The 24,989-nt window shown below is 76.0% G+C and carries 27 protein-coding genes and 1 riboswitch; of the genes, 11 read left to right on the top strand and 16 right to left on the bottom strand.

Annotated features, from left to right (window positions below):
* Positions 1-304 precede the first annotated feature (304 nt).
* On the bottom strand, positions 305-2,059 hold the full coding sequence (locus AC3WT4_RS10400; protein ID WP_492315394.1) for a 2-isopropylmalate synthase: 1,755 nt from the start codon (positions 2,057-2,059) through the stop codon (positions 305-307).
* A 179-nt stretch (positions 2,060-2,238) separates the two neighbouring features.
* On the opposite strand from AC3WT4_RS10400, the gene AC3WT4_RS10395 reads away from it, so the two are divergent.
* From AC3WT4_RS10395 to AC3WT4_RS10380, 4 genes are read left to right on the top strand one after another with little or no spacing between them, the layout of a single operon-like run.
* A complete protein-coding gene (locus AC3WT4_RS10395; RefSeq protein ID WP_492315393.1) occupies positions 2,239-2,931 on the top strand; it encodes a FadR/GntR family transcriptional regulator in 693 nt (230 codons plus the stop codon).
* 26 nt (positions 2,932-2,957) lie between these two features.
* Positions 2,958-4,019 (top strand): quinone oxidoreductase family protein, encoded by a 1,062-nt coding sequence (locus tag AC3WT4_RS10390; protein WP_492315392.1) that lies wholly within the window; start codon positions 2,958-2,960, stop codon positions 4,017-4,019.
* Positions 4,016-4,297, top strand: a complete 282-nt coding sequence (locus AC3WT4_RS10385; RefSeq protein WP_492315391.1) for a hypothetical protein — start codon at positions 4,016-4,018, stop codon at positions 4,295-4,297. Before AC3WT4_RS10390 ends, AC3WT4_RS10385 begins: the two co-directional genes overlap by 4 nt.
* A 38-nt stretch (positions 4,298-4,335) precedes the next feature.
* Positions 4,336-5,334 carry a DUF4862 family protein gene (locus tag AC3WT4_RS10380; protein ID WP_492315390.1) on the top strand — a complete coding sequence of 333 codons (999 nt, stop codon included), beginning with the start codon at positions 4,336-4,338 and terminating at the stop codon, positions 5,332-5,334.
* A gap of 77 nt (positions 5,335-5,411) precedes the next feature.
* Here AC3WT4_RS10380 and thiD read toward each other — a convergent pair whose 3' ends face one another.
* Positions 5,412-6,383, bottom strand: a complete 972-nt coding sequence (thiD, locus tag AC3WT4_RS10375; RefSeq protein ID WP_492315389.1) for a bifunctional hydroxymethylpyrimidine kinase/phosphomethylpyrimidine kinase — start codon at positions 6,381-6,383, stop codon at positions 5,412-5,414.
* Positions 6,377-6,471: riboswitch (TPP riboswitch) on the bottom strand. (Overlaps the previous gene by 7 nt.)
* 77 nt (positions 6,472-6,548) lie before the next feature.
* Here thiD and AC3WT4_RS10370 point away from each other — a divergent pair.
* Positions 6,549-6,773: a hypothetical protein gene (locus AC3WT4_RS10370; RefSeq protein ID WP_400109611.1), complete on the top strand. Its 225-nt coding sequence runs from the start codon at positions 6,549-6,551 to the stop codon at positions 6,771-6,773.
* A gap of 72 nt (positions 6,774-6,845) precedes the next feature.
* Here AC3WT4_RS10370 and AC3WT4_RS10365 read toward each other — a convergent pair whose 3' ends face one another.
* The 8 genes from AC3WT4_RS10365 to infC all read right to left on the bottom strand — a co-directional run bounded on the left by AC3WT4_RS10365 (position 6,846) and on the right by infC (position 15,117).
* Positions 6,846-7,730 (bottom strand): SDR family oxidoreductase, encoded by an 885-nt coding sequence (locus tag AC3WT4_RS10365; RefSeq protein ID WP_492315388.1) that lies wholly within the window; start codon positions 7,728-7,730, stop codon positions 6,846-6,848.
* Entirely contained in the window at positions 7,727-10,348 is a 2,622-nt protein-coding gene (gene pheT / locus AC3WT4_RS10360; protein ID WP_492315387.1) for a phenylalanine--tRNA ligase subunit beta, read from the bottom strand. The genes AC3WT4_RS10365 and pheT overlap by 4 nt, the downstream gene beginning before the upstream one ends.
* Complete coding sequence (gene pheS, locus AC3WT4_RS10355; protein ID WP_108051805.1) at positions 10,348-11,469, bottom strand: phenylalanine--tRNA ligase subunit alpha; 1,122 nt, start codon at positions 11,467-11,469, stop codon at positions 10,348-10,350. The genes pheT and pheS overlap by 1 nt, the downstream gene beginning before the upstream one ends.
* Positions 11,470-11,755: 286 nt before the next feature.
* Positions 11,756-12,400 carry an RNA 2',3'-cyclic phosphodiesterase gene (thpR, locus tag AC3WT4_RS10350; protein ID WP_400109619.1) on the bottom strand — a complete coding sequence of 215 codons (645 nt, stop codon included), beginning with the start codon at positions 12,398-12,400 and terminating at the stop codon, positions 11,756-11,758.
* Positions 12,397-13,275, bottom strand: coding sequence for a TrmH family RNA methyltransferase (locus tag AC3WT4_RS10345; protein ID WP_108051457.1), 879 nt, complete (start codon positions 13,273-13,275; stop codon positions 12,397-12,399). The genes thpR and AC3WT4_RS10345 overlap by 4 nt, the downstream gene beginning before the upstream one ends.
* Before the next feature lie 68 nt (positions 13,276-13,343).
* The gene (gene rplT / locus AC3WT4_RS10340) at positions 13,344-13,730 is read right to left on the bottom strand and encodes a 50S ribosomal protein L20 (protein ID WP_024840664.1); all 387 of its coding nucleotides are present in this window, start codon (positions 13,728-13,730) and stop codon (positions 13,344-13,346) included.
* 67 nt (positions 13,731-13,797) lie between these two features.
* Positions 13,798-13,992, bottom strand: coding sequence for a 50S ribosomal protein L35 (gene rpmI, locus AC3WT4_RS10335; RefSeq protein WP_108051433.1), 195 nt, complete (start codon positions 13,990-13,992; stop codon positions 13,798-13,800).
* A gap of 108 nt (positions 13,993-14,100) precedes the next feature.
* Positions 14,101-15,117 carry a translation initiation factor IF-3 gene (gene infC / locus AC3WT4_RS10330; protein ID WP_492315403.1) on the bottom strand — a complete coding sequence of 339 codons (1,017 nt, stop codon included), beginning with the start codon at positions 15,115-15,117 and terminating at the stop codon, positions 14,101-14,103.
* Positions 15,118-15,550: 433 nt separating this feature from the next.
* Between infC and AC3WT4_RS10325 the strand changes: the two genes are divergently transcribed.
* The 6 genes from AC3WT4_RS10325 to AC3WT4_RS10300 all read left to right on the top strand — a co-directional run bounded on the left by AC3WT4_RS10325 (position 15,551) and on the right by AC3WT4_RS10300 (position 20,302).
* On the top strand, positions 15,551-16,015 hold the full coding sequence (locus AC3WT4_RS10325; RefSeq protein ID WP_081600341.1) for a Fur family transcriptional regulator: 465 nt from the start codon (positions 15,551-15,553) through the stop codon (positions 16,013-16,015).
* A gap of 113 nt (positions 16,016-16,128) precedes the next feature.
* Positions 16,129-17,643, top strand: a complete 1,515-nt coding sequence (locus AC3WT4_RS10320; protein ID WP_074810070.1) for a catalase — start codon at positions 16,129-16,131, stop codon at positions 17,641-17,643.
* Positions 17,644-17,798: 155 nt separating this feature from the next.
* Positions 17,799-18,161 (top strand): DUF1844 domain-containing protein, encoded by a 363-nt coding sequence (locus tag AC3WT4_RS10315; RefSeq protein ID WP_074810159.1) that lies wholly within the window; start codon positions 17,799-17,801, stop codon positions 18,159-18,161.
* A gap of 62 nt (positions 18,162-18,223) precedes the next feature.
* Positions 18,224-18,922: a hypothetical protein gene (locus AC3WT4_RS10310; RefSeq protein ID WP_257417903.1), complete on the top strand. Its 699-nt coding sequence runs from the start codon at positions 18,224-18,226 to the stop codon at positions 18,920-18,922.
* On the top strand, positions 18,919-19,680 hold the full coding sequence (locus AC3WT4_RS10305; protein WP_492315386.1) for a S1 family peptidase: 762 nt from the start codon (positions 18,919-18,921) through the stop codon (positions 19,678-19,680). The genes AC3WT4_RS10310 and AC3WT4_RS10305 overlap by 4 nt, the downstream gene beginning before the upstream one ends.
* 94 nt (positions 19,681-19,774) lie before the next feature.
* Positions 19,775-20,302: a hypothetical protein gene (locus AC3WT4_RS10300; protein ID WP_492315385.1), complete on the top strand. Its 528-nt coding sequence runs from the start codon at positions 19,775-19,777 to the stop codon at positions 20,300-20,302.
* Positions 20,303-20,375: 73 nt separating this feature from the next.
* On the opposite strand, the gene AC3WT4_RS10295 is transcribed toward AC3WT4_RS10300, so the two are convergent.
* The 6 genes from AC3WT4_RS10295 to AC3WT4_RS10270 form a co-directional block, all read right to left on the bottom strand.
* The gene (locus AC3WT4_RS10295; protein WP_492315384.1) at positions 20,376-21,122 is read right to left on the bottom strand and encodes an SseB family protein; all 747 of its coding nucleotides are present in this window, start codon (positions 21,120-21,122) and stop codon (positions 20,376-20,378) included.
* The gene (gene priA, locus AC3WT4_RS10290; protein ID WP_074810154.1) at positions 21,119-21,850 is read right to left on the bottom strand and encodes a bifunctional 1-(5-phosphoribosyl)-5-((5-phosphoribosylamino)methylideneamino)imidazole-4-carboxamide isomerase/phosphoribosylanthranilate isomerase PriA; all 732 of its coding nucleotides are present in this window, start codon (positions 21,848-21,850) and stop codon (positions 21,119-21,121) included. Before priA ends, AC3WT4_RS10295 begins: the two co-directional genes overlap by 4 nt.
* Positions 21,851-21,933: 83 nt before the next feature.
* Complete coding sequence (gene hisH / locus AC3WT4_RS10285) at positions 21,934-22,608, bottom strand: imidazole glycerol phosphate synthase subunit HisH (RefSeq protein ID WP_492315383.1); 675 nt, start codon at positions 22,606-22,608, stop codon at positions 21,934-21,936.
* A complete protein-coding gene (locus tag AC3WT4_RS10280; protein ID WP_074810065.1) occupies positions 22,605-23,117 on the bottom strand; it encodes a hypothetical protein in 513 nt (170 codons plus the stop codon). The genes hisH and AC3WT4_RS10280 overlap by 4 nt, the downstream gene beginning before the upstream one ends.
* Positions 23,114-23,713, bottom strand: coding sequence for an imidazoleglycerol-phosphate dehydratase HisB (gene hisB / locus AC3WT4_RS10275; RefSeq protein ID WP_074810064.1), 600 nt, complete (start codon positions 23,711-23,713; stop codon positions 23,114-23,116). The genes AC3WT4_RS10280 and hisB overlap by 4 nt, the downstream gene beginning before the upstream one ends.
* Positions 23,710-24,873: a histidinol-phosphate transaminase gene (locus AC3WT4_RS10270; protein ID WP_492315382.1), complete on the bottom strand. Its 1,164-nt coding sequence runs from the start codon at positions 24,871-24,873 to the stop codon at positions 23,710-23,712. The genes hisB and AC3WT4_RS10270 overlap by 4 nt, the downstream gene beginning before the upstream one ends.
* Positions 24,874-24,989: the final 116 nt, after the last annotated feature.

Genomic DNA, 24,989 nt, shown 5'->3' with positions numbered 1-24,989 from the left:
GACCGTGTGCTCGGACTGGCGCACCGTCGCCTCGGTCTCCCGGGCGCAGGTTCGCGGAGTGCGCCTCTGACGTCCTTCGCACACGGTCCGACCCCACCGCTCGTCCTGTCCGTCACCGCACGACCCGCGATGGGGTCTCCGGCGGTCCCGTCCCCTCGGGGCCCGTGGGGACGGCCTGTCGCCTCGGCCGCGAGCGGTCCGGTCCGAGAAGCGAGAAGTGGTCCCTCGAGGCCCCGCTCGGGGGGCCATTTCTCGCTTCTCGTCGCCGCGCGTACGACTCGGACCGGTCGCGAGCCCGGCGACCTCAGGCCGTCGCCGCGCAGACCGCGCGGACGGCGGCTCCCAGGACGGACGTGTCACGACCCACGGTCCAGCGCGGGGCGCCGTCGGGGCCGCGATGCTCGAGGTAGGTCACCGCGGTCGCGTCGCTGCCGCTGCCGACGGACTGCTGGGTGAGCGAGAGGACCTCGACCGGGCGGCCGAGGCGGGCCAGCGCGTCGACGAGGGCGTCGACCGCGCCGGCGCCCGTCCCGGACGTGGGGACGCGCTCGCCGTCGACCGTGACCACCAGGTCGAGGTGCTCCGTGCCGTCGTCGGAACGTCGGCTCGTCCACGCGACAGGCTCGACGGCGCCCGTGCGCGCGTACGCGGTCTCGAACAGGCCCAGGAGGGCGTCGGAGGTGACCTCCGCCCCGGTCGTGTCGGCGTGCTCCTGGACGCGGCGCGCCAGGTCCACCTGGAGGCACCGGGGCAGGTCCAGGCCGTGCACGGACTGCAGCACGTACGCGACGCCGCCCTTGCCCGACTGGCTGTTCACGCGCACGAGGGCCTCGTACGACCTCCCGAGGTCCGCGGGGTCGACGGGCAGGTACGGCACGCGCCACGGCGCCTCCGCGGGGTCGAGGTCGGCCGCCGCGGCGTCGGCCCGGTGCCGCGCCATCCCCTTGCGGATCGCGTCCTGGTGGGTGCCGGAGTAGGCGGTGTGCACGAGGTCGCCCACGTACGGGTGGCGCGGGTGGACCTCGATCCGGTTGCACGCCACGACGACGTCACGGATCGCGTCGAGGTCGGAGAAGTCGACCATCGGGTCGACGCCCTGCGCATGGAGGTTGAGGCCCAGCGTGACGAGGTCGACGTTCCCGGTGCGCTCGCCGTTGCCGAACAGGCACCCCTCGACGCGCTGCGCCCCGGCGAGGACGGCGAGCTCGGCGCACGCGACGCCGGTCCCGCGGTCGTTGTGCGGGTGGACGGAGAGGATGACACCGTCGCGCCGCGCGAGGTTCCGGTCCATGTACTCGATCTGGTCCGCATAGACGTTGGGCGTCGCGACCTCGACCGTGGCGGGGAGATTGAGGACGACGGGCCGCTCGGGCGTCGCGTCCCAGAGCGTCGTCATGCGGTCGCACACGTCGAGCACGTAGTCGGGCTCGGTGAGGTTGAACACCTCGGGCGAGAACTCGAAGCGGACCCGCGGGTCGTCGCCGGCGTGGCGCAGCACCTCGGTCCCGGCGTCGGTGATCAGCCGGGCGAGCTCCTCGCGGTCGCGGCCGAGCACGACGTCCCGCCAGACGGGCGCCGTCGCGGCGTACACGTGGACGACGACCGGGTTGCGCAGCCCGCGCACGGCCTCGACCGTGCGCGCGATGAGGTCGGCGCGCGCGGCGGTGAACACGACGACGGTCACGTGCTCGGGCGCGAGGTCGGTCTCGGCGAGCAGGCGCACGAAGTCGAAGTCGGTCTGCGACGCCGACGGGTAGCCCACCTCGATCTCGGTGTACCCCATCGCGACGAGCAGCTCGAAGAAGCGGCGCTTGCGCCCCGGGTCCATGGGTTCCGCGAGCGCCTGGTTGCCGTCGCGCAGGTCGACGGGGACCCACAGCGGCGCCTCGGTGAGCCGGCGCGCAGGCCAGCGGCGGTCGGGCAGGTCGGGCACGTCGACGCGGGCGTGGACGTCGGCGTAGCGGGACGACGGCATGGGCGAGGGGCGCTGCCGGTTCCACGAGGGCGTGGTCGTGGCGGAGGGGCGGTCCGTGCGGGCAGAGGTGGCGGAGACGGTCATGGCGGTCCTTCGGCTGGAGCCCCGTGGTGGCCGGGGCGGGACGACCGGCGCACGACGGACCCCCACGGCGGGGGGCCGGTCCGGTCAGACCCCGCCGTGGCGCCGAAGGAGGAGCGCCGTCCAGGACATGCGGGGTACGCTAGCCCCGATCAAGTCCTCAGACAACCTGAGAGGTTTCCATGACCGCGCTGCAGCGGCGCCCCCTGGCCGACCAGGCGGCCGAGCTCCTGCTCGAGCGCGTGCGCTCCGGCGCCTGGCCCCTCGACCACCGGCTGCCCGGGGAGCAGGCGCTCGCCGCCGAGCTCGGCGTCGGCCGCTCGACCGTCCGGGAGGCGATCCGCCAGCTCGCGGGCCGCGGCGTCCTCGACAGCCGCCAGGGCTCGGGCGTGTACGTCGTCTCGACGGATACCACCGACGACTGGGACGAGGTGCTGCGCCGCGGCGAGATCGTCGACGTGCTCGAGGTGCGCGCCGCGCTGGAGGTGGAGGCCGCCGGGCTCGCCGCCGCGCGCCGCACCCCCGCGGACCTGCGCACCATGACGACGGCGCTCGCTCGCCGCGGGCAGGTCGCGGCGACGGCGTCGCCCGCCGAGTACGTGGACGCGGACCTCGCGTTCCACCGGGCGGTCGTCGACGCCGCGCACAACGCCGTGCTGGCCGAGCTCTTCACGACCTTCGTCCCTCGCCTGCGCCGCGCGATGGTCGCCATGGTCGATCTCGACCGGGCGGGCACGACGCACCGGCACGACCAGGACGCGCACGAGGCGATCCTCGACGCCGTGCGCGCCCGGGACGCCGGCCGCGCCTCCGCGGCGGCGCGCGAGCACCTCGCCGCCGTGCACGCGAAGGTCGCCGGGGACGGGCGACCCTGACCGCCGCACGACCCTAGGCTGGGGGCATGCACGCGATCGTGGCCCGCGCGGCGGGCGGCCCCGAGGTCCTCGAGCACACCGAGCTGCCCGACCCGTCGCCGGGTCCGGGGCAGCTCCTCGTCCGGTCCGCGGTGGCGGGCGTGAACTTCATCGACACGTACAAGCGCTCCGGCGTGTACGCGATGGAGTACCCGCACGTCGTCGGGAGCGAGGGGGCAGGGGTCGTCGCCGAGGTGGGCGAGGGGGTCGAGGGGTTCGCCGTCGGGGACCGCGTCGTGTGGACCGAGGCGCCGGGGTCGTACGCGGACCTCGTCGTCGTGGACGCCGAGCAGGCTCTCCTCGTGCCGGACGCCGTCTCGCTCGAGGACGCGACCGCCGTCGCGCTCCAGGGGCTCACCGCGCACTACCTGTGCACGTCGTCGTACCGCGTGCGTCCGGGCGACCGCGTCCTCGTGCACGCGGGCGCGGGCGGCGTCGGGCTGCTCCTGACCCAGATGCTCGTGGCGCGGGGGGCGCACGTGATCTCCACGGTCTCGACCCCCGAGAAGGCGGAGCTGTCCCGCGGCGCGGGCGCCGAGCACGCGATCCAGTACACGGCGTTCGCCGACCTCACGGCCGAGCTGCCGGAGGTCGTGCGCGGCCTCACGGGCGGCGAGGGCGTCGCGGCGGTGTACGACTCGGTCGGCAAGGACACGTTCGACGCGTCGCTCGCGTCGCTGCGCCGGCGCGGCACGCTCGTCCTCTACGGCGGCTCGTCCGGGCAGGTCCCCCCGTTCGACCCGCAGCGCCTCAACGCGGGCGGCTCGCTGTTCCTCACGCGGCCCAAGCTCGCCGACCACACGGCGACGCGCGCGGAGCTCGTTGAGCGCGCGACCGAGGTGCTCGGCGCGGTCGCGGGCGGCACGCTGCGCGTGCGCGTCGGCGCGACGTTCCCGCTCGCCGACGCCGCCGACGCCCACCGCGCGCTCGAGGGCCGCGCGACCACCGGCAAGGTGCTGCTCCTGCCCGCCGGGGCGGACGGCGCGGCCGGCACCACGGCCCGCACCACGACCGGCGCCTCGACCGGCACCTCGACCGGCACCGCGTGAGCTGGGACTGGGTGCCGCCGCGCCCGGGCGAGGAGGACGGCTCCGACGGCGGCCCCTCCCCCGCGCTGCGCCGCACCGCGACCGTGCTCGCCGTGCTGCTCACCGCGGTGTTCGTCGTCTACTACGTGACCGCGGCGGTGCGCCAGCAGGCCGACGCGTGCGTCGCCGACCGGCCCGCGGGCGTCGCGGTGCAGGACGTCGAGACACGGTGGCGCTGGGTCACGCCGGGCTACACGTGCGAGTACGCCACCACCGACCAGGACGTCGCCCGCGCCTGACGAGCCCGACCGTTCCCCACCACGACCGACGAGGACCGATGACCAACCTGCACGACCGCCCCCTGACCCTGCTCGGTGCCTACGCCCTCGCGGGCGTCCCCGACCCGGGCGGCTGGTACGCCGCCCTCGACGAGGACGGCCTCGACGGCCTCGAGCACCCCGTCGACCCGGACGACACGCACGCGCTCGCGACGACCGCAGCCGCGCTGCCGCCGCACTGGGTGCTGCTGCCGACGACGGTCGCCGCGACGGCCCGCCGCGCCGCGGCCGACCGCGCCTACGGCCTCGCGTCCGACGACGAGGAGGGCCGGCGCGCGGCGGTCGACGGCGTCGCGCGCGTCCTCGCGGCCGTGACCCGGCTCGCCGAGGCGGAGGGTCGGCGACGCGTCGTCGCGGTCGAGCTCCAGTCCGCGCCCGGTCCCGGCCGCGGGTCCGGCGCGGCGCTCGCGCGCAGCCTCACCGAGCTGGCCGCCGTCGCGCCCGCCGGGCTGCCGCTCGTGGTGGAGCACTGCGACGCGCCGCGACCGTGGGGCGTCGCGGAGAAGGGGTTCCTCGCGCTCGACGACGAGATCGCCGCCGTCGCGCGCGCCGCCCGGGACACCGGCCACCCGCTGCACGTGGGGCTCAACTGGGGCCGGTCCGCCATCGAGGGGCGCAGCGCCGCCACGCCCGTCGAGCACGCACGGGCGGCCGCCGCCGCGGGCCTCCTCGCGAGCGCGATGCTCTCGGGTGCCAGCGGGAGCCCGGGCCGGTGGGGCGCTCCGTGGGCGGACGCGCACGTGCCGCCCCACGGCCCGGACCCCGCGCTCCCCGGCCCGGACGAGACGATGCTGGGCCCGGCCGAGGTGCGCGAGTTCCTCGCCGCGGCTGGTCCCGTCCCGCTCGTCGGCGCCAAGGTGACCACGCGGCCCGCGGACGCCCCGCCCGCGCAGCGCCTCGCCGTCGCGCGCGCGACGCTCGCGGTGCTCCGCGACGCGCTGGCCGCCGTCGCCCCCGACACCGGTGCCGACCGCGCAGCGAGCCGCCCCGCCGGCTGAGCGCGTCCCGCGGGCCGCGCCCGTCCGGCTCGGCCCCGAGCCCGACCGGGCGCAGCTCGGGCCGACCTCGCGCAGCCTCAGCCCTCCGGCACGGGCGCCGAGCGGTGCAGGTGGTCGACGGGCCCGCGGCCGGTCCCCACCCGCAGCGCGGCGCCCGCGCGCAGCGCGCCCGTGAGCCACTCCTTCGCCTCGCGCGCGGCCTCCTCCCAGCTCGCGCGCTGCGGGCGCAGCGCCGCGAGCGCCGCCGAGAGCGAGCACCCGGTGCCGTGGGTGTGGGGCGTGTCGACGCGCGCGGCGTCGAACGTCGTGACCGTGGCCGCCCCCGGCACGCGACCCGACGTCGGCCCGGGCGCGGGGACGACGAGCGCGTCGGGCGACGTGCGCCCGGTGAGGTGCCCGCCCTTGAGCAGCACGACGGCCCCGCTCGCCGCCGCGTACGACGTCGCCTGGCGCAGGGCGTCGTCCCACGTCGTCGCGGGCTCCCGCCCGCCGAGGACGGCGAGCTCGGGCAGGTTCGGCGTGACGACGTCCGCGCGCGCCGCGAGGTCGCGCACTGCCTGCTCGGCGCCGGCGTCGAGGAGGCGGTGACCGGACGTGGCGACCATCACCGGGTCCAGGACGACCCACGGCCGCGGACCTCCCGCGGCGGCGCGCGCCGCGGCGAGGTCGTCGAGCCACTCCCCGACCGTGCGGGCGTTCGCCTCGTCCGCCACCATGCCGATCTTCACCGCGTCGACCTCGACGTCGTCGGACACGGCGTCGAGCTGCGCGCGCAGGAACGCCGACCCGGGGACGTGCACCGACCGCACGCCGTGGGTGTTCTGCGCGACGAGCGCCGTCGTGACGGCCATGCCGTAGGCGCCGTGCGCGCAGAACGCCTTGAGGTCGGCCTGGATCCCGGCGCCGCCGGTCGGGTCGGTCCCCGCGACGGACAGGACGCGGGGGCGGGACGGGGCCGGGTCGGGCCCGCGGCCCGGGTCGGGGCGACGGTCACGGTCCGCGCGGGCGGGGACCGGGTCGGAGGTGTGCCGGGGCAGGGCGAGCGTCATCGCGCGGACATCCCTTCGCTGGTACGAGCCAGATCAGGTTCGACGGGTCTCATCTCAGCCCCGGTGCGGGGCACCCCGTGTCGCGGGCCATGCTACGCGGCGACCCGCGCGCTTTTCACCCGCCCCGACGCGTGAGACGACGCGCGTGCGCGCGTCTTTCCGGGTATGACCCAGCACGTCGCCCCCGCGACCCGCCCCTTCCTGCCGGACGCACCCGTCCCGGTGCAGGTGCCCGCCTTCTGCACGACCTACGACCGGGACGGTCGGCGGGTCGTGCTCACGGGCGTCATCACGCACGACGCGGGCGGCCTCGTGGCCTTCGAGTACGAGCACCCCGAGCGGGGCCTGTGGCACGTGTGGGTCGACCGGGACACGTGCGCTCCCCGGTGACCGGTGCCCCGGACGCACGGACGCCGCCCGACCGGGGGGTCGGGCGGCGTCGGCCGTGCGGGGTGCGCGCGCTCAGCGGGCGGGGAGCTCTCCCGGCATCGGGTCGTCGGCGCCCCAGCGCGTGACGCGCAGCCGACGGCCGTCCGGCCCGGGCAGCGTGACGCCCGCCCGGGCAGCCTCCTGGGCGGCCGTGCGGAGCGACTCGGGCGAGTCGTGCGTCACGCGCACGAACGCCCCCGAGAACGCGTCGAGCTCGCCGCGGGCGATGGCGACGACCATCTCGACCGTGCGCTCGACGGGCGTCCACTCCGTGCGGCCCTCGTGCATGACCATGGACGCCGTCATGTCGGTCTGCACGACGCCCGGCGACACCTCGAAGGTCCGCAGCCCGAGCGCGTGCCCCGAGCGGTGCAGGTTCGCCCCGAGGCGCAGGAGCGCCGTCTTGCTCGCGTTGTACGCGCTCGCGCCGTCCATGTCGTGCGAGCCCGCGCCGCTGTTGAGGTCGACGACGCGGCCGCCGCCGCGCGCGAGCATCCCGGGGACGACCGCGCGGGCGAGCAGGAACGGCCCGCGCACGTTGGTCTCCAGGACGGCCCACCACTCGTCGGGGTCCGCCTCCCACAGCGGCACCTCGGCGTCGACCCGGCCCGCGTTGTTGACGAGCAGGTCCACGCTCCCGAGCGCGGCCTCGGCCTCGCGGACGGCCGCGGCCACCGCCGCCGCGTCGGTCACGTCCGCCGTGACGACGACGGCCCGGCCCGCGCCGTCGAGCCCACCGATCTCGTCGGCCACGCCCGCGAGCCGGCCCGCGTCGCGCGCGAGGAGCGCGACGTCGAGGCCGGCCGCGGCGAGCCCGACGGCGACCGCGCGGCCGATGCCGCGTGACGCCCCGGTGACGAGCGCGGTGCGGGCGGGCGCGACGTCCGGCGTCGCGCCCGGCCCCGGTGCGCCGCTCATGCGCGCAGCTCCGCCCCGACGCGCTCGCGCGCGGCGGCCACGGCGCCCTCCCGGACCCGCGCGACGTCGTCGGCGGTGAGGGTGCGGTCCGCTGCGCGCAGCCGCAGCGAGAACGCGAGCGACTTGCGCCCGGCGCCCACCTGCTCGCCCGTGAAGACGTCGAACAGCGCGACCTCCTCGGCGAGCTCGTCGGCGCCCTCGACGACCGCGGCGCGCAGCGCCTCGGCCGGCACGTCGGCGGCGACGACGAACGCGAGGTCCTCCTTCGCCGCCGGGAACCCGGAGACCGGGGTCGCCTGCACGGGCTCGTCCGACGCACCGGCGACGAGCGCCGTCAGGTCGAGCTCGAACGCCACGGAGCGGGCGGGCAGGCCGACGTTCTCCAGCACCTTGGGGTGCAGCTCGCCCGCGTGCCCGACGACCGTCCCGTCGGCGAGCTCGAGGCGCGCGCAGCGGCCGGGGTGGAACGGGGCCCGCGCGGTGTCCGCGACGACGCGCACGGCGTCGGGCCCCCGCAGACCGGCGCGGTCCGCGACCAGGCGTGCCGCGTCGAGCGCGTCCGTCCAGTCCGCCGGACGGCCGGGGCCCCACCAGCCCGCCCGCTCGCGACGACCGACCAGGACGCCCGCGACGTGGCGCGGCTGCGCGGGGAGCGCGGCCTCGATCGCGGCGAGGTCGTCGTCGGAGGGACGCACCCCGCCGGGCAGCGACGGAGCGGCCGGGGCGCCCGGGCGCGGGTGCGTCACGAGCCCGACCTCGAACACGGCGACGTCCCCGAGCCCGCGGCCCACGTTGCGGCGCGTGGTCTCCAGGAGCGTGCTCAGCACGTCCGTGCGCATCAGGGGACGGTCGTCGGCCAGCGGGTTGAGCAGGCGCAGCGCCCGGCGGCGCTCGTCGTCCGCGGGGACCCGCAGCGCGTCGAGCTCGCCCTCGCCGACGAACGGGTAGCTCAGCGTCTCGACGAACCCGTGCTCGGCGAGCGCCCGGGCGACCGACCGGCGCACCCGCTGCTCGCGCGTGAGCCCGCGCCCGCCGGGCGCCGCGGGGAGCACCGACGGGATCTCGTCGTACCCGACGAGGCGCGCGACCTCCTCGACCAGCTCGGCCGGCTCGGTGAGGTCGGGGCGCCACGACGGCGGGGTCACGACGACCACGCCCGTCGCGGCGGCGTCGTCCGCGTCGACCGTGCACCCGATCGCCCCGAGCGTCCCGACGACCTGCTCGAGCGTGTACGGCACGCCGACGAGGCGCTCGGCCTCGCCGACGGGCAGGCGGATCGGGGTGGGCGTGGTCACCCGGTCGAGGTCGCTGACGGCCGGGTCCGCGGCCCCGCCGCCCAGCTCGACGAGCAGGTCGACGACGCGCTGCGCCGCGACCGCGGGCAGGAGCGGGTCCACCCCGCGCTCGAACCGCTTCGCCGCCTCGCTCGACAGCTTGTGGCGGCGCGACGTGCGCGCGACCGTCACGGGGTCGAAGTGGGCGGCCTCGACGAGCACCGCCGTCGTCTCGGGACCGACCTCCGACGAGGCGCCGCCCATGACGCCCGCGAGCCCGAGCACGCGCGCGCCGCGCGCGCCGTCGGGGCTGTCGGTGATGAGCAGGTCCTCCGGGTCGAGCGCGCGGTCCACGTCGTCGAGCGTCGTGAGCCGCTCGCCCGGGGCGGCGCGCCGCACCACGACGGGGGCCGCGACCTTCTCGAGGTCGTACGCGTGCAGGGGCTGCCCGAGGTCGAGCATGACGTAGTTCGTCACGTCGACCGCGAGCGAGATGGGCCGCATGCCCGACGCCGTGAGGCGGCGCTGCATCCACGCGGGCGTCTGCGCAGCGGGGTCGAGCCCGCGCACGACGCGCGTCACGAAGCGGTCGCACCCGACGACGCCGTGGACCGGCGCCGCGTCGTCGACCTCGACGGGGAAGCCGTCGGGCGTCGCCGCGGGCGGGGGCGCGGGCAGGGAGCCGGGCAGGCCCGGGTCCGTGAAGCGCGCGCCCGTCGAGTGCGAGAACTCGCGCGCGACGCCGCGGTAGGAGAACGCGTACCCGCGGTCGGGCGTCACGTTGATCTCGAGCACCTCGTCGCCGAGACCGAGCAGCGCGACCGCGTCCTGCCCCGGGGTGAGGTCCTCGGCCGCGTACCCGAGCCGCGGCAGCACGATGATGCCGTCGTGGTCCTCGCCGAGCCCGAGCTCGCGCTGCGAGCAGATCATGCCGTCGGACACGTGCCCGTACGTCTTGCGGCTCGCGATGGGGAACGGGCCGGGCAGCACGGAGCCCGGCAGCGCGACGACGACGAGGTCGCCCGGCGCGAAGTTGTGCGCGCCGCACACGATCCCGCGCGCGCCGCCCGCCGGCATGTCGGCCGGCTCGACGCCCGTGATCTCGGCGGCGTTGTGCTCCGGCCCGACGTCGACCAGGCACCAGTTGATCGTCTTGCCGTTCTTCTGCGGCTCGGGCGTCATCTCCAGGACGCGCCCGACGACGAGGGGACCCGTCACGGCCGCGCCGTGGATCGCCTCCTCCTCCAGGCCGACGCGGACGAGGTCGGCGGCGAGCCGCTCGGCGGTGAGCCCCGCGGGCAGCTCGACGTGGTCGCCCAGCCAGTCGATGGCGACGTACGGCATCAGATCTCCGTTCCGAACTGGGCGGAGAAGCGCACGTCGCCCTCCACCATGTCGTGCATGTCCGCGATCCCGTGGCGCAGCATGAGCGTGCGCTCGATGCCCATGCCGAACGCGAAGCCCGAGTACTCGTCGGGATCGACCCCGACGGACCGCAGCACGTTCGGGTTGACCATGCCGCAGCCGCCCCACTCGATCCAGCCCGGTCCGCCCTTCTTCTGCGGGAACCACAGGTCCATCTCGGCGCTCGGCTCGGTGAACGGGAAGTACGCGGGCCGCAGGCGCGTGCGCGCGTCGGGGCCGAACATCGCGCGCGCGAACGCGTCGAGCGTGCCCAGCAGGTGCGCCATGGTCAGGCCCTTGTCGATCGCCAGGCCCTCGACCTGGTGGAAGACGGGCGTGTGCGTCGCGTCGAGCGCGTCCGTGCGGAACGTCTTGCCCGGGCACGCCACGTACAGCGGCACGCCGCGCTCGAGCAGCGAGCGGGCCTGGACCGGCGACGTGTGGGTGCGCAGCACGAGGTTCGACGGCTCCGCGCCGTCCTCGCCGTCCGGGCCGGCGACGTAGAACGTGTCCTGCATCTGGCGCGCGGGGTGGTCCACGCCGAAGTTCAGGGCGTCGAAGTTGAACCACTCCGCCTCGACCTCGGGGCCCTCCGCGATCTCCCAGCCCATGCCGACGAAGAAGTCCGCGACGCGCTCCTGCAGCGTCTCGAGCGGGTGCCGCGCGCCCGCGGGGACACGGTCCACGGGCAGCGTGACGTCCACGGCCTCCTCGACGAGGACGCGCTCGTCGCGCTCGGCCTCGAGCTCGCCCTGGCGCGCGGCGAGCGCCTGGTTGAGCCGGCCGCGCAGCGGGCCGACGAGCTTGCCCGCGGTCTTCTTGTCCGCGGGGGCGAGCGACCCGATCTGGCGGTTCGCGAGCGCGAGCGGGCTGCGGTCGCCCGCGTGCTCGGTGCGCACGCGCTTGAGCGCGTCGAGGTCGCCCGCCGAGGCGACGGCGGCCAGCGCGGCGTCGAGCGCGCGCTGGAGCGCGTCGGCGTCGAGCGGGGAGGGGGCGGTGGGGGTGTCCGGTCCGCCGTCGCCCGCGTGGGGGGTGACGACGTCGGCGTCAGGGCTGGACATGCGTGCCTTCCTGGCGAGGGCGGGACTGCGGGGAGCGGACGACGGCCGGCGTCGACCCGCGGCACGCGCCGCTCGGGGCGGGGCGTGCGGGGCGCGCACGTGCGCGCGTCGCCGTCATTCTAGGGCGCCCGTCCGGGCCAGGACCCGTCCCGCCACGAGGCGGGCGGGGAGCACGCGTCAGTCGCGCGGGCCCGTGACGGGCCCGGGAAATCGACGACCACCGCGCAGGCTCATGCGGCCCATCCTCGCACAGGCGTCTCCGGGAGCAGCCGGAGGGTGGTCCCGCTCACCGCGCGGCGGGTCCGAGCGGCAGGGTCCGCAGGCTCCGGTGCACCGGGTGCCCGGACGCGTCACCGAGGTCGGACTCGACGAGGTGCAGCGCGTCCGCCGTCCACCCCGGGCCGGCGTACACGGCGAGAGCCGCGGCGGGCGCGGCGAGCGGGTCGCCCGCGGTGCGGTCCGGCCGGGCCCCGCCGCGACCGCGCGCCCGGCGGTTCGCCTGGCGCGCCCCGGCGGCGGCCCGCGCGACGGTGAGGTGCGCCCGCTGCCGGGGACGGCGGTCCACCCGCACGCCCGCGTCGCCCGCCGCCTCGGCGACGGCGGCGCTCAGCGCGCGCAGGGCGTCGGCGCCCTCCCCGCCGACGCCGACCCACAGGACGCGCCGGTCGAAGACGCCCGCGCCCCGGAGCCGGAGGTCGAGCGGCGCGGCCTCGCGAGCGACCGGCTCGAGCGCCTCCGCGAGGTCCGGGACTGCCCCCTCGGGCACGTCCCCGAAGAACGACACCGTGAGGTGCCACAGCTCGGGCGACGTCCAGCGGACGAGCGGTGCGCCGTCGGGCCGGCGCGCCTCCTGGGCGTGGGCGTCCGCGAGGGCGAGCGCGAGGTGGTCGAGCGCCGCGGCGCTCGGGTAGAGGGCGGCGAACAGCCTCACGCGCCGCCCTCGGGGTCACCGACCGGACCGCGGACCGACCGGTGCGCGCGGCTGGAGGCGTAGAGGCAGACCGTCGCGGCCGTCGCGAGGTTGAGCGACTCGGCCCGACCGCGGATCGGCACGCGCACGACGGCGTCGGCGAGCGCGCGGTCCTCCGGGGGCAGGCCCCACGCCTCGTTCCCGAAGACCCACGCGGTGGGTGCGGCGAGGTCGACCGGGCGCTCCGTACCGGTGCCCGCGGCGCCCGCCACGTCGAGCAGGTCGTCGAGGTCGAGGTCCCCCGCGCCGTCGGCAGCGAGGACCGCGAGCCCCGCGCCGCGCAGCGCGGCGACGGCCTCGGCCAGGCTCACGCCCGTGACGACCGGGAGGTGGAAGAGCGACCCGGCCGTCGAGCGCACCACCTTGGGGTTGTGCACGTCCACGCTCTCGCCCGCGAGCACGACCGCGTCGGCCCCCGCGGCGTCCGCCGCACGGACCACCGTCCCGGCGTTGCCCGGGTCGCGGACCGTCGCGAGCACCGCGACCAGCGCCGGCCGGTCGCGCCCCGCGAGCGTCGCGACGACGTCCTCCAGGCGCGGCGCGTCCGCACGCACGACGGCGAGCACCCCCTGCGCGTCGGCGCTCATCGCCGCGAGGACCTCGGGCGTCGCGCCGTGCACGTGCAGCCCGGCCGCGCGCGCGTCGGCGACGATCTCGGGGTGCCGGTCCGCCGCGGCGGGCGTGACGTAGACGTCGCGGACCCGGTCGGGCGCGTGCCGGACCGCCTCGCGGACGCCCTGCGGGCCCTCCACGAGCAGCTGACCGTGCCGTGAACGCGCCGGACGCCCGGCCAGCGCACGGACCGCCTTGACCCGGTCGCTGCGAGGGTTCGTCAGCGTGGGGTCGAGCGGGCCGGGCGCCGGACGGGCGTCCGTAGCCGACGGGCGGCTGGGCGAGGCGCTGGTCAGGCTGCGGCCTTGGGCGCGTTGACGTCCTCGGGGAGCGCGTCCTTCGCCACCTGGACGAGCGCGTTGAACGCGGCCACGTCGTTGACCGCGAGCTCCGCGAGCAGGCGACGGTCGACCTCGACACCCGCGGCCTTGAGGCCCTGGATGAGGCGGTTGTACGTCAGGCCCTGGGCGCGCGACGCAGCGTTGATGCGCTGGATCCACAGCTTGCGGAAGTCGCCCTTGCGCGCCTTGCGGTCACGGTAGGAGTAGACGAGGGAGTGGGTGACCTGCTCCTTCGCCTTGCGGTAGAGGCGCGAGCGCTGGCCGCGGTAGCCGCTGGCGCGCTCGAGGGTCGTACGGCGCTTCTTCTGGGCGTTGACCGCCCGCTTCACGCGTGCCACGTGATGCTCCTTGCAGTTCGGGGCTCAGGGGTGAGCCGGTCGGTGGCGGGTCCCGCCACCTGCCGGGTCACTTGCCGAGCAGCTTCTTGATGGACTTGACGTCGGCGGGCGAGACCACCTGGTCCTGGGCGAGGCGGCGCTTGCGCTTGGTGGCCTTGTGCTCGAGCAGGTGTCGAGCGTTGGCCTGCTCGCGCATGACCTTCCCGGTACCCGTGATGCGGAAGCGCTTCTTGGCACCCGAGTGCGTCTTGTTCTTCGGCATGACTGCCGTCTCTCCTTGTGTCCGGTCAGCCACCTCGCGGTGGCCGACGTGTTCGGGCCCGGGCCGGTGGGCCCGGACCCCGAGCAGGGTCCGTCCGTGGTGCCGGTGTCAGCCGGCCTTGCCGCGCGGCGTCGGCTTGGGTGCCGGCTTGGGCGCCGGGCGCGGGGCGCCCGGCTTCGGCGCGGCGGGCCGGGGTGCTGCGGGCTTCGCGCCGTCGGACGACGCCGGTGCGGGCGAGGCTGCCGGGCGGGGCGTCGCAGGCTTCGACTCCGTGGCCGGCCGGGCGGCGGGGCGCGGGGCCGGAGCCGACCGCGGCGCCGGAGCCGAGCGCGGAGCCGGAGCCGACCGCGGAGCCGGAGCCGAGCGCGGAGCCGGAGCCGAGCGCGGGGCCGGAGCCGGAGCCGAGCGCGGGGCCGGAGCGGCCTCCGCCGGCGCCTCGACCGGAGCGGGCTCCTCGACCGGGGCGGGGGCAGGAGCAGCGGCCTCGACCGCGTCAGCGGTCTGCGTCGCCTCGACCGCGTCGGTGGCCTCGACGGTCTCGACCGTCTCGGTCTCGTCGGTCACGTCCGCGTCGTCGCCCGACCGTGCCGCGGCACGCTGGGCGGACTTGGTGAGACGCGGCTCGGCCTCCTGAGCGCGCTTGCGCTGCTCGCTCTTGGCGTCGGCCTTCTTCTTCACCGGACCGAGCACCATGGTCATGTTGCGCCCGTCCTGCTTCGGCATGGACTCCACGAAGCCGAGCTCCGCGACGTCGTCCGCGAGGCGCTGGAGCAGGCGGACACCCATCTCGGGGCGCGACTGCTCACGGCCGCGGAACATGATCATGACCTTGACCTTGTCGCCCGCCGCGAGGAAGCGCTCGACGTGGCCCTTCTTGGTGCCGTAGTCGTGCGGGTCGATCTTGAGGCGGAAACGGATCTCCTTGAGGACCGTGTTCGCCTGGTTGCGCCGCGCCTCACGCGCCTTCATGTCGGACTCGTACTTGAACTTGCCGAAGTCCATGAGCTTGGCGACGGGGGGCCGGGCGTCCGGGGCGACCTCGACGAGGTCGAGGTCCGCGTCCTGGGCAAGGCTCAGGGCAACCTCGGTGCGGACGACGCCGACCTGCTCCCCGCCGGGACCGATGAGTCGGACCTCGGGGACGCGGATCCGATCGTTGATGCGAGGCTCGCTGATGTGATGCTCCTAGGAAGTCGTCGGTAGACCGCCCGGACACGAAGAAGGCCTCCGTCCCTGGCGCAGGGCGGAGGCCATCAGGTCGGGACGTCACGCGAACGCGACGACCACGGCGGAGCGGTCCCCCGGGGGGGCTCGCTCCGGACCAGGACCCGGCCTCTGTCGCGACGTGAGTCGGCGGTCGAGACCCGGGTGGGATGTCATCCACTTGCGCACTCGCCCGCCTCCATCCACCCGGTGTCGGGCGGCGTGGAACACGTACGAGTCGGTCAGCTGTCAAGGATAGCAGAGCGAGCGAGCGCGTCGAGCCGACCGGCCCACCCGTCATCTGATCCGATCCATCATTGGAACTCTTCCAGAATAGGGGGGTAGAGTGGGCGACATGACCACAGGAGCGACGTCGACCGCAGGCACCGGCCTCGAGGACGGGCCCCGCCGCGCACGCCACGAGAGCGAGCTGCGCGACCACGGCCTGCGCGTCACCGCCGCACGCCTGGCGGTGCTCGACGCCGTCGAGGTGCAGCAGCACGCGGACGCCGACGACGTGCTGCGCGCCGCGCGCACGGCGCTGGGCTCCGTCTCCGTCCAGGCCGTCTACGACGTCCTGCACACGCTCACCGACAAGGGGCTCGTGCGCCGCATCGAGCCGGCCGGGCACCCGGCCCGCTACGAGCGCCGGCTCGGCGACAACCACCACCACGTGGTGTGCCGGGGCTGCGGCGCCGTCGCCGACGTGGACTGCACCGTGGGCCACGCCCCGTGCCTCACCCCCAGCAGCACCGCCGGGTTCCGGATCGACACCGCCGAGGTGACGTTCTGGGGACTCTGCCCGGACTGCGCCGACTGACCCCGCACCACCCGCCCCGGGGCCTCGTGCACCCGGAGCGCGTCCGTTTCCTCACGGATGCACTGTTTGAGAACGCCACACGAGCCGTACCCGCGGCTCACGGAAGGAGACCCATGACCGCCCCCTTCACCACCACGAACGCCGGCGCCCCCGTCGCCTCGGACGCCCACTCCCAGTCCGTCGGCGCCGACGGCCCGATCGTCCTGCACGACCACTACCTCGTCGAGAAGCTCGCGCAGTTCAACCGCGAGCGCGTCCCGGAGCGCGTCGTGCACGCCAAGGGCGGCGGCGCGTTCGGCACGTTCACCGTGACCCAGGACGTCAGCGCGTACACCCGTGCGGCGCTGTTCCAGCCCGGCACGACGACCGAGATGCTCGCCCGCTTCTCCTCCGTCGCCGGCGAGCAGGGCTCGCCCGACACCTGGCGCGACCCGCGCGGCTTCGCGCTGAAGTTCTACACGACCGAGGGCAACTACGACCTCGTCGGCAACAACACGCCCGTGTTCTTCCTGCGCGACGGCATCAAGTTCCCCGACTTCATCCGCTCGCAGAAGCGTCTGCCGGGCTCGAACCTCCGCGACAACGACATGCAGTGGGACTTCTGGTCGCTCTCCCCCGAGTCGGCGCACCAGGTGACCTGGCTCATGGGCGACCGCGGCCTCCCGTCGAGCTGGCGCCACATGGACGGCTTCGGCTCGCACACCTACCAGTGGATCAACGCGGCGGGCGAGCGGTTCTGGGTCAAGTACCACTTCAAGACCCAGCAGGGCATCAAGAACCTCACGGCCGACGAGGCCTCGCAGCTCGCCGGGTCGGACTCGGACCACCACATCCGCGACCTGTACGAGCACATCGAGGGGGGCGACTTCCCGCGCTGGACGCTCTCGGTCCAGGTCATGCCGTACGAGGACGCCAAGACCTACCGGTTCAACCCGTTCGACCTCACGAAGGTGTGGCCGCACGCCGACTACCCGCTGATCGAGGTGGGCGTGATGGAGCTGAACCGCAACCCGGAGAACTACTTCGCGCAGATCGAGCAGGCGACGTTCGCGCCGAGCAACTTCGTGCCGGGCATCGCCACGAGCCCGGACAAGATGCTGCTCGCGCGCATCTTCTCCTACGCCGACGCCCACCGGTACCGCGTGGGCACGAACCACGCCCAGCTGCCGGTGAACGCGCCGCACGCCGCGGCCGAGGCCGGCCACTCGTACGCGAAGGACGGGTCGATGCGCTACGCGTTCTCGTCGGCGACCACGCCGGTGTACGCGCCCAACAGCCGGGGCGGCGCGCACGCCGACCCGGCGCGCGCCGCGGAGTCCGCCGGCTGGGAGGCCGACGGCGAGCTGACGCGCAGCGCCGCGACGCTGCACCCCGAGGACGACGACTTCGGCCAGGCGGGCACGCTCTACCGCGAGGTCTTCGACGACGCCGCACGCGCGCGCTTCCTCGAGACGATCACGGGCCACGTCGGCGCAGTGCGCAGCGAGGACATCCGCGAGCGCGCCGTGCAGTACTGGACGTACGTCGACGCGAACCTGGGTCGCGACCTGCGTGCGGCCCTCGCCGCCGCGGACGCCCCGCTCGAGGGCGGCCAGCCCGGGACGGCCGCGGAGCCGGTCCGGGTCTGACCCCGTCGCGGCCGCCCTGCGGGGCGGTCGCACCCCGTCGGCCGTCGCCCCTCGCCTGGGGCGGCGGCCGACGTCGTCCCCGGCCCGGGGCGCGGCGGGCGCCCGTCCCGTGCACCGGGCCACCGCTCCCGCCGCCGGATGGAAAGATGGTCGCCATGAGTACCGAGAACGCCGCCGTGCCCGACCCCTCCACCGACGCGGTGCGCGACATCGCCGACGTGGCCGCCGTGGAGGTCATCACGTCCGCGGCCGTCCACCTCATGAGCGCCGCCGCCGTCAAGTGCGGGCTCGCGGAGGACGCGCAGGAGCAGGGCCACCTCGACCTGGACGAGGCGCGCAAGCTCATCAACGCGCTCGCCGCGCTCGTGACCGCGAGCGCCCCCGACATCGGCAACCAGCACGCCCGCTCGCTCCGCGACGGGCTGCGCTCGCTCCAGCTGGCCTTCCGCGAGGCGTCGGTCTACCCGGACGCCCCGGGCGAGGGGCCGGGCGAGAAGTACACGGGCGCCGTGAGTTGAGCACTCCCCCGGTCCCGCCCCCGCACGGCGGTCCCGCGAGACCGCCGCAGCCGCCCGAGAGCGTGCCGCGGGGCACCCCCGCCGGTGCGATCCCGGCGACCGGGCCGGGCGCCGTCGGGCCGCCGTCGTTCGCGCCCGCGGCGGCCGGGCCCGGAGGTGCCGCCCTCGGAGCGACGTCCGCCACGACGACCACGGCGACCGCGCCGGGCGACGGCGCGGCCACGAGCGGCGACGTCGCGGCCCGGCCGCGACGTCGTCGCGGGGCCGTGGTCGCGATCGTCGTGCTCGCGCTGGCCCTCGCCGCGGCGCTGGGCGTCGGTGCGTACCTGTGGCTCACCACGACGCGCTGGCAGGAGACGAGCGCCGCGTGGGAGTCGGAGGCGCGCGGCCTCGGGCAGGACGTCGCGCAGCTGCGCACCGAGCTCGACGGCGCGAACGCGGAGCTCGAGTCCGCGCGCACGCAGCTCACCGCCGCCCAGGACCGCATCAGCGACCTCGCCAACGAGAAGGCCCAGCTGGGCGACGAGAACGAGGCGTCCCAGCAGTACCTGGACTACCAGAGCCGGGTGTCGGACGCCGCGGGCAAGGTCGCGGCCGCGCTCGGCCAGTGCACGACGGCGCAGACGCAGCTCATCGGGTACCTCAACAACCGGGACGCGTACGACCCCGCCGACATCGACCGGTTCGCGGACCAGGTCGGGGTGCTGTGCCAGCAGGCCACCGACGCGAACGCCCAGCTCCAGCAGGAGCTCGCCGGATGACGCGCCGCCCGTCGCGGCGCGCGGCCGTCCGCGCCGTCGGCTCGGTGCTCGGGCTGTCGCTCGTGGGCGGTGCGCTCGCCGCGTGCGGTGTCCTCCCGGAGCTCCCCGAGCCGGTCCCGGGCTCGGTCGTCCCGTCGCTCGTGGCGCCGGACGACCCGGCCGGCTCGGAGCACCTCTCCCCCGACGGGTTCGACGCCGTGCAGCGCATGGCCGTGCGCATCCGCAACGTGCGGTGCGACGGCCTGTCCACCGGGTCGGGGTTCGCCGTCGACTCCCGCACGCTCATCACCAACAAGCACGTGGTCGACTCGTCGCGCTCGCTCCAGCTCCTCACCTACGACGGGCGCGACATCGCGGCCCAGACGGCGAGCGTCGCGGGCCTGGCGGACCTCGCGATCGTCCGGACGGCGGAGGACCTCCCGTCCGCCCCGACCCTCGCCGCCGCCGACCCGGCGCCGGGCGACGCGGTGACGGTCGTCGGGTACCCCGAGGGCGGACGGCTGACCATCACGCAGGGCGCGGTCATCGGCACGACGACGGACCCGCTGCACGAGAACCTCGGCGAGGTGCTCGTCACCGACGCCCCCGTCGAGCCGGGCAGCTCGGGCTCCGCCGCGCTCAACGCGGCGGGCGAGGTGATCGGCGTCGTCTACGCGAAGACCTCGACGGAGAAGTCCCTGCTCGTGCCCGTGAGCACCCTCCAGACGATGCTCGGCGACGAGTCCGCGTTCACCGCCCTCCCGGAGTGCGACGCCTGACCCGTCCCGGCGTCCGAGCGCCCGCGGCCTCGACGACGAGGCGGTGCGCGCGGTTCCCGCGCGCACCAAGGACCTCAGGTCTACCCTTCGTGCCATGAGCACACACGCGAGCTCGGACACGCCCCCCGTCGACCCGGCGCACATCACCCACGCGGCACGCGACACGCTCACCGTGCGTCGCGTCTTCGGGGAGTCCTACGAGCGGGACGGCACGCTCGTCATCCCCGTCGCGACGGTCTGGGGCGGCACAGGCTCCGGCTGGGGGTCCGGCACCGGCGAGCTCTCCGGCAAGGGGGCCGCGGACTGGCGGCGTCGCGTCGGCGCGGTGTCCGCGCGCAAGGCGGACGCCGACCCGGGCGACGGCACCGCGGACGGCGGCTCGTCGTCCGACCCCGGTTCCGGCAACGCCGGGGGCGAGGCGGGCGGCGAGGGCTCGGGCGGTGGCGGCGGGTTCGGGGTGCGCGTCGTCGCGAAGGGCGTCTACGTCGTCGACGACGCGGGGGTGCGCTGGCAGCCGGCCCTCGACCTCAACCGCGTGATCCTCGGCGGTCAGGCGCTCGGCGCGGTCGTGGCGTTCTCGGCCGCGCTCGCGTGGGGCCTCAGCCGCCTGCGTCGGCGCTGAGCCCGGACCGGGCGGTCGGTCGGCCTGGACCGGCCCCGCGGACGCGCCGGCCTCACCGGGCCGACCGACCGCCTCAGTCGGCCCGACCGACGCGCAGCTCGAGCCCGTCGACGCGCTCGGACACCACGGCGTCCGTCGCGAGCGCGGCGTTGACCTGCCCGAGCACGGCGTCGAGGCCGGCACGGTCGAGACCGGCGTCGATGCGCAGGACCACCGCGACCTCCGCCCGGCGGCCCGGCTCGGCCCAGACGCGCGCCACGTGCGGCACGCCCGCGAGCGACCCCTGGACCGCGGCGAGCACCTCGGGCACGACGACCCCGTCGACGACGGCGGGCGACCAGTCCTTGCCCTGCGCGAGCGCCCACACGGCCGGGCGCGGCACGAGCGCCGTGACCGGTCCCGCCGGGTCGAGCACGAGCAGCGACCAGTCCTCGCTCACGGCGGACAGCGCCGCGCGGCGCGCGTCCACCGGCACCGGCCGCGCGCCGGCGCGCCAGGCCGCCATCGCCGCGACGGACGTGAACACGGGCAGCGCGCGACGCCCGTCCGGCGCCTCGATGGCGACGACCCCGGCCGACGCCTCCTTGTCCACCGTGTGCCCGTGCTCGCCCTCGCCCGCGCTCTCCAGCTCGGCGAGGACCGGCACGAGCACGCGCGTCTCGCCGAGACGCGCGACGACGTCGGACAGCGAGGCCGAGCCCGCGGCGTAGGCGTCGAGGAGCGCGGCGAGCGCGGGGTCGGCCGATCCGTCGTCGCCCGCGAAGCCGGAGGACGGCGGGAGCGCCTTGCCCGAGCCTGCGGCCTCGTGGTCGGTCGTCACGGCCGGCCCGCGACGTCGAGCGCCTGCGGGAGCGTGAACGCGCCCGCGTAGAGGGCCTTGCCCACGATCGCGCCCTCGACGCCGGCCGGCACGAGCGAGCGCAGCGCCTCGAGGTCCTCGAGGCTCGAGATGCCGCCGGAGGCGACGACGGGCGCGTCGGTGCGCGCCGCGACGTCGCGCAGCAGGTCGAGGTTCGGGCCGCGCAGCGTCCCGTCCTTCGTCACGTCCGTGACGACGTACCGCGCGCACCCGGCCGCCTCGAGGCGGTCGAGGACCTCCCAGAGGTCGCCGCCCTCCTGCGTCCAACCGCGCGCGGCGAGCGTCGTGCCGCGCACGTCCAGACCGACGGCGACCGCGTCGCCGTGCTCCGCGATGACCTTCGCGGTCCACTCGGGGTTCTCGAGCGCGGCCGTCCCGAGGTTGACGCGGCGGGCGCCGGTCGCGAGCGCACGCTCGAGCGACGCGTCGTCGCGGATGCCCCCGGACAGCTCGACCTGGACGTCGAGGCGCCCGACGACGTCCGCGAGCAGCTCCGCGTTGGAGCCGCGGCCGAACGCGGCGTCGAGGTCCACGAGGTGGATCCACTCCGCGCCGCCGGACTGCCAGTCGAGCGCGGCGGCGAGCGGGTCGCCGTACGAGGTCTCGGAGCCCGCCTCGCCCTGGACGAGGCGGACGGCCTGGCCGTCGGCGACGTCGACGGCGGGGAGCAGCACGAGGCGGTCGGTCACGGGGGTCTCCATCGGTGTAGGCGGTGGCGCGTCGCTCGCGCCGGGTGGTGCGCGCCGGGCGGTGTGCCTCGGTGCGCAGACTTTCAGAGCGAGCGGACCCAGTTCTCGAGCAGGGTCGCGCCGGCGTCGCCCGACTTCTCGGGGTGGAACTGCGTCGCGGACAGCGGGCCGTTCTCGACGGCCGCGACGAAGCGGCCACCGTGCTCGGACCACGTGACGAGCGGTCGGCGGACGGGCGAGTCCGCCGGGAGGTCCTGCCCGGTCGTGAACGACCGGGCGGCGTAGGAGTGCACGAAGTAGAAGCGCTCGTGCTCGACGCCGCGGAACAGCACGCTGCCCTCGGGCACCTCGACCGTGTCCCAGCCCATGTGCGGCACGACGTCGGCCTCGAGGCGGTCGACGAGGCCCGCCCACTCCCCGAGCCCGTCGGTGAGCGTCCCGTGCTCGTCGCCCTGCTCGAACATGACCTGCATGCCCACGCAGATCCCGAGGACGGGCCGCCCGCCGGCGAGACGCCGGCCGACGATCTCGTCGCCGCGCACGCCGCGCAGGCCGGTCATGACCGCGGCGAACGCGCCGACGCCCGGGACGACGAGGCCGTCCGCGTCCTGCGCGCGCGCCCGGTCGGCGGTCAGCTCGACGTCCGCGCCGACACGCTCGAGCGCGCGAACGGCCGAGCGGACGTTGCCGAAGCCGTAGTCGAGCACGACGACGGACGGGCGGCGGGCGGTCGACGGCGTGGCGCCGGGCTCGGTCATGCGCCGTCCTTCCGTGCGCGCCGCGCCGCGGACGTGAGCAGGCGCATCGCCTTCCAGCGGGAGATCGACGAGCTCGCCACGACGCCGTCCTGGTCGGCGAGCGTCGTCGTGCCGGTGATCAGGTCCTCGAGCGACTCGGGCGCACCGCCGAGCACGAGGCCCGGCGCGAGGCGGTCGCCCTGCACGCCGTCCGCCCAGCGCGTCATCGTGAGCTGCTCGCCGCTGCGCTCGACGAGCACGAGCGGCACGCCCTTGACGAGGGTGGTCAGGGCGGCGGCCGCGTGCGCGGGCGCGTCGCCCGCCGGGTCGCGCAGCACCGCCACGGCACCGACGTCGGTCGGGACGACGTCCGCCTCGACCTGTGCGAGCGAGCACGCCGCCGCGAGCGGCTCCGCGCCCGCGATCTGCGTGATGAGCGCCACGAGGTCGGGGACCGCCGAGGCCGTCAGCGACGAGAGGTCGTCGGGGATCTCGACGCCGTCCAGCGCGTCGTCGTCGTGCGTGCTCACAGGGCTCCCTTCGTGGACGGGACGCCCTCGACGCGCGGGTCCGGCGCGACGGCGGCGCGCAGCGCCCGGGCGAGCGCCTTGAACTGCGCCTCGACGATGTGGTGCGGGTCGCGGCCCGCGAGGACGCGCACGTGGATGCAGATGCCCGCGTGGTGCGCGATCGACTCGAGCACGTGCCGCGTGAGCGACCCCGTGAAGTGCCCGCCGATGAGGTGGTACTCCTGGCCCTCGGGCTCCCCCGAGTGCACGAGGTACGGGCGCCCGGACACGTCCACGACGGCGAGCGCGAGGGCCTCGTCGAGCGGGACCGTCGCGTCGCCGAAGCGCCCGATGCCCACCTTGTCGCCGAGCGCGACGCGCAGCGCCTCGCCGATCGTGATCGCGACGTCCTCCACCGTGTGGTGCGCGTCGATGTGGGTGTCCCCCGTCGCGACCACCTTGAGGTCGATGAGCGAGTGCTTGCCCAGCGCCGTCAGCATGTGGTCGTAGAACGGGACGGTCGTCGAGATCTCGGTGACCCCCGACCCGTCGAGGTCGAGCTCGACGAGCACGCTCGACTCGGACGTCGCGCGCTCGATGCGCGCGGTGCGCTTCACAGTCCTGCCACCTCCACGAGGGCCTGTCGGAAGGCCCTCATCTCGTCGCCGGTGCCGATCGACACCCGCAGCCAGCCGTCGGGACCAGTCTCCCGGATGAGCACGCCCCGCTCCAACAACGCCGCCCAGACCGCGTGCCGGTCGGCGAACGTGCCGAACAGGACGAAGTTGGCGTCGGACTCCGCGACGTCGAGCGGGCGACCGTCCGGGTGCCGCAGCGAGCGCAGCCACGCGACGGTCTCGTCGCGGCGCTCGCGCAGCGCGGACACCTGCGCGAGCAGCTCGCCCGAGTGCGCGAGGGCCGCGCGCGCGACCGCCTGCGTCACGGCCGACAGGTGGTAGGGCAGGCGCACGACGCGCAGCGCGTCGACGAGCTCGCGCGACGCCGCGAGGTACCCGACGCGGGCGCCCGCGAGCGCGAACGCCTTAGACATCGTGCGCGTCACCGCGAGGTTCGGGTAGCGATCGAGCAGCTCGAGGGCCGACGGCGTCCCCGCCCGCCGGAACTCGCCGTACGCCTCGTCGACGACCACCACGGCGGGTGCGTCCCGCCCGTCGGGGAGCGGGACCCGCACCGCGAGCGCCGCCTCGCACACCGCCTCGACCGTCGCGGCGGGCAGCGCCGTGCCGGTCGGGTTGTTCGGGCTCGCGAGCAGGACGACGGACGGCTGCTCGCGCGCGACGACCTCGCGGGCGTGCTCGGGGTCGAGCGTGAAGTCGTCCGCGCGGCGCCCGACGACCCACGCCGTGTGGGTGTCGCGCGCGTACTCGGGGTACATCGAGTACGTCGGGGCGAAGGAGACGGCCATGCGCCCCGGGCCGCCGAACGCCTGCAGCACGTGGAGCATGATCTCGTTCGAGCCGTTCGCGACCCACAGCCGGTCCGCCTCCAGCGCGACGCCCGACTCCGTGCCGAGGTAGGCGGCGAGGTCGGCGCGCAGGCCGAGGAAGTCGCGGTCGGGGTAGCGGTTCAGCCCGGTGGCGGCGTCGTGCACCGCGCGGGTGATCGTCGCGACGACGGCCTCGCTCGGCGCGTGCGGGTTCTCGTTGACGTTGAGCAGGACCGGGACGTCGAGCTGCGGCGCGCCGTACGGCTCGACGCCGGCGAGCTCGGGGCGCAGCGGGAGCAGGGGTCGTCCCGCGACGGAGGGTGGGGTCACCCCCACAGTCTACGAACCGTCGGCGCGCGGTCGCCCGTGACGTCCGGCACGCGGTCACCCGGGACGACCGGCGCGCGGCGGTCACCCGGGGCGGTCGGCGCGCGGTCGGCCGGGAC

The sequence above is a fragment of the Cellulosimicrobium sp. EB106-03-01-XG111 genome (genome assembly GCF_058792115.1).
Note: the sequence above shows the minus strand (reverse complement) of the source record. Positions and strands in the feature narration are given on the sequence as shown.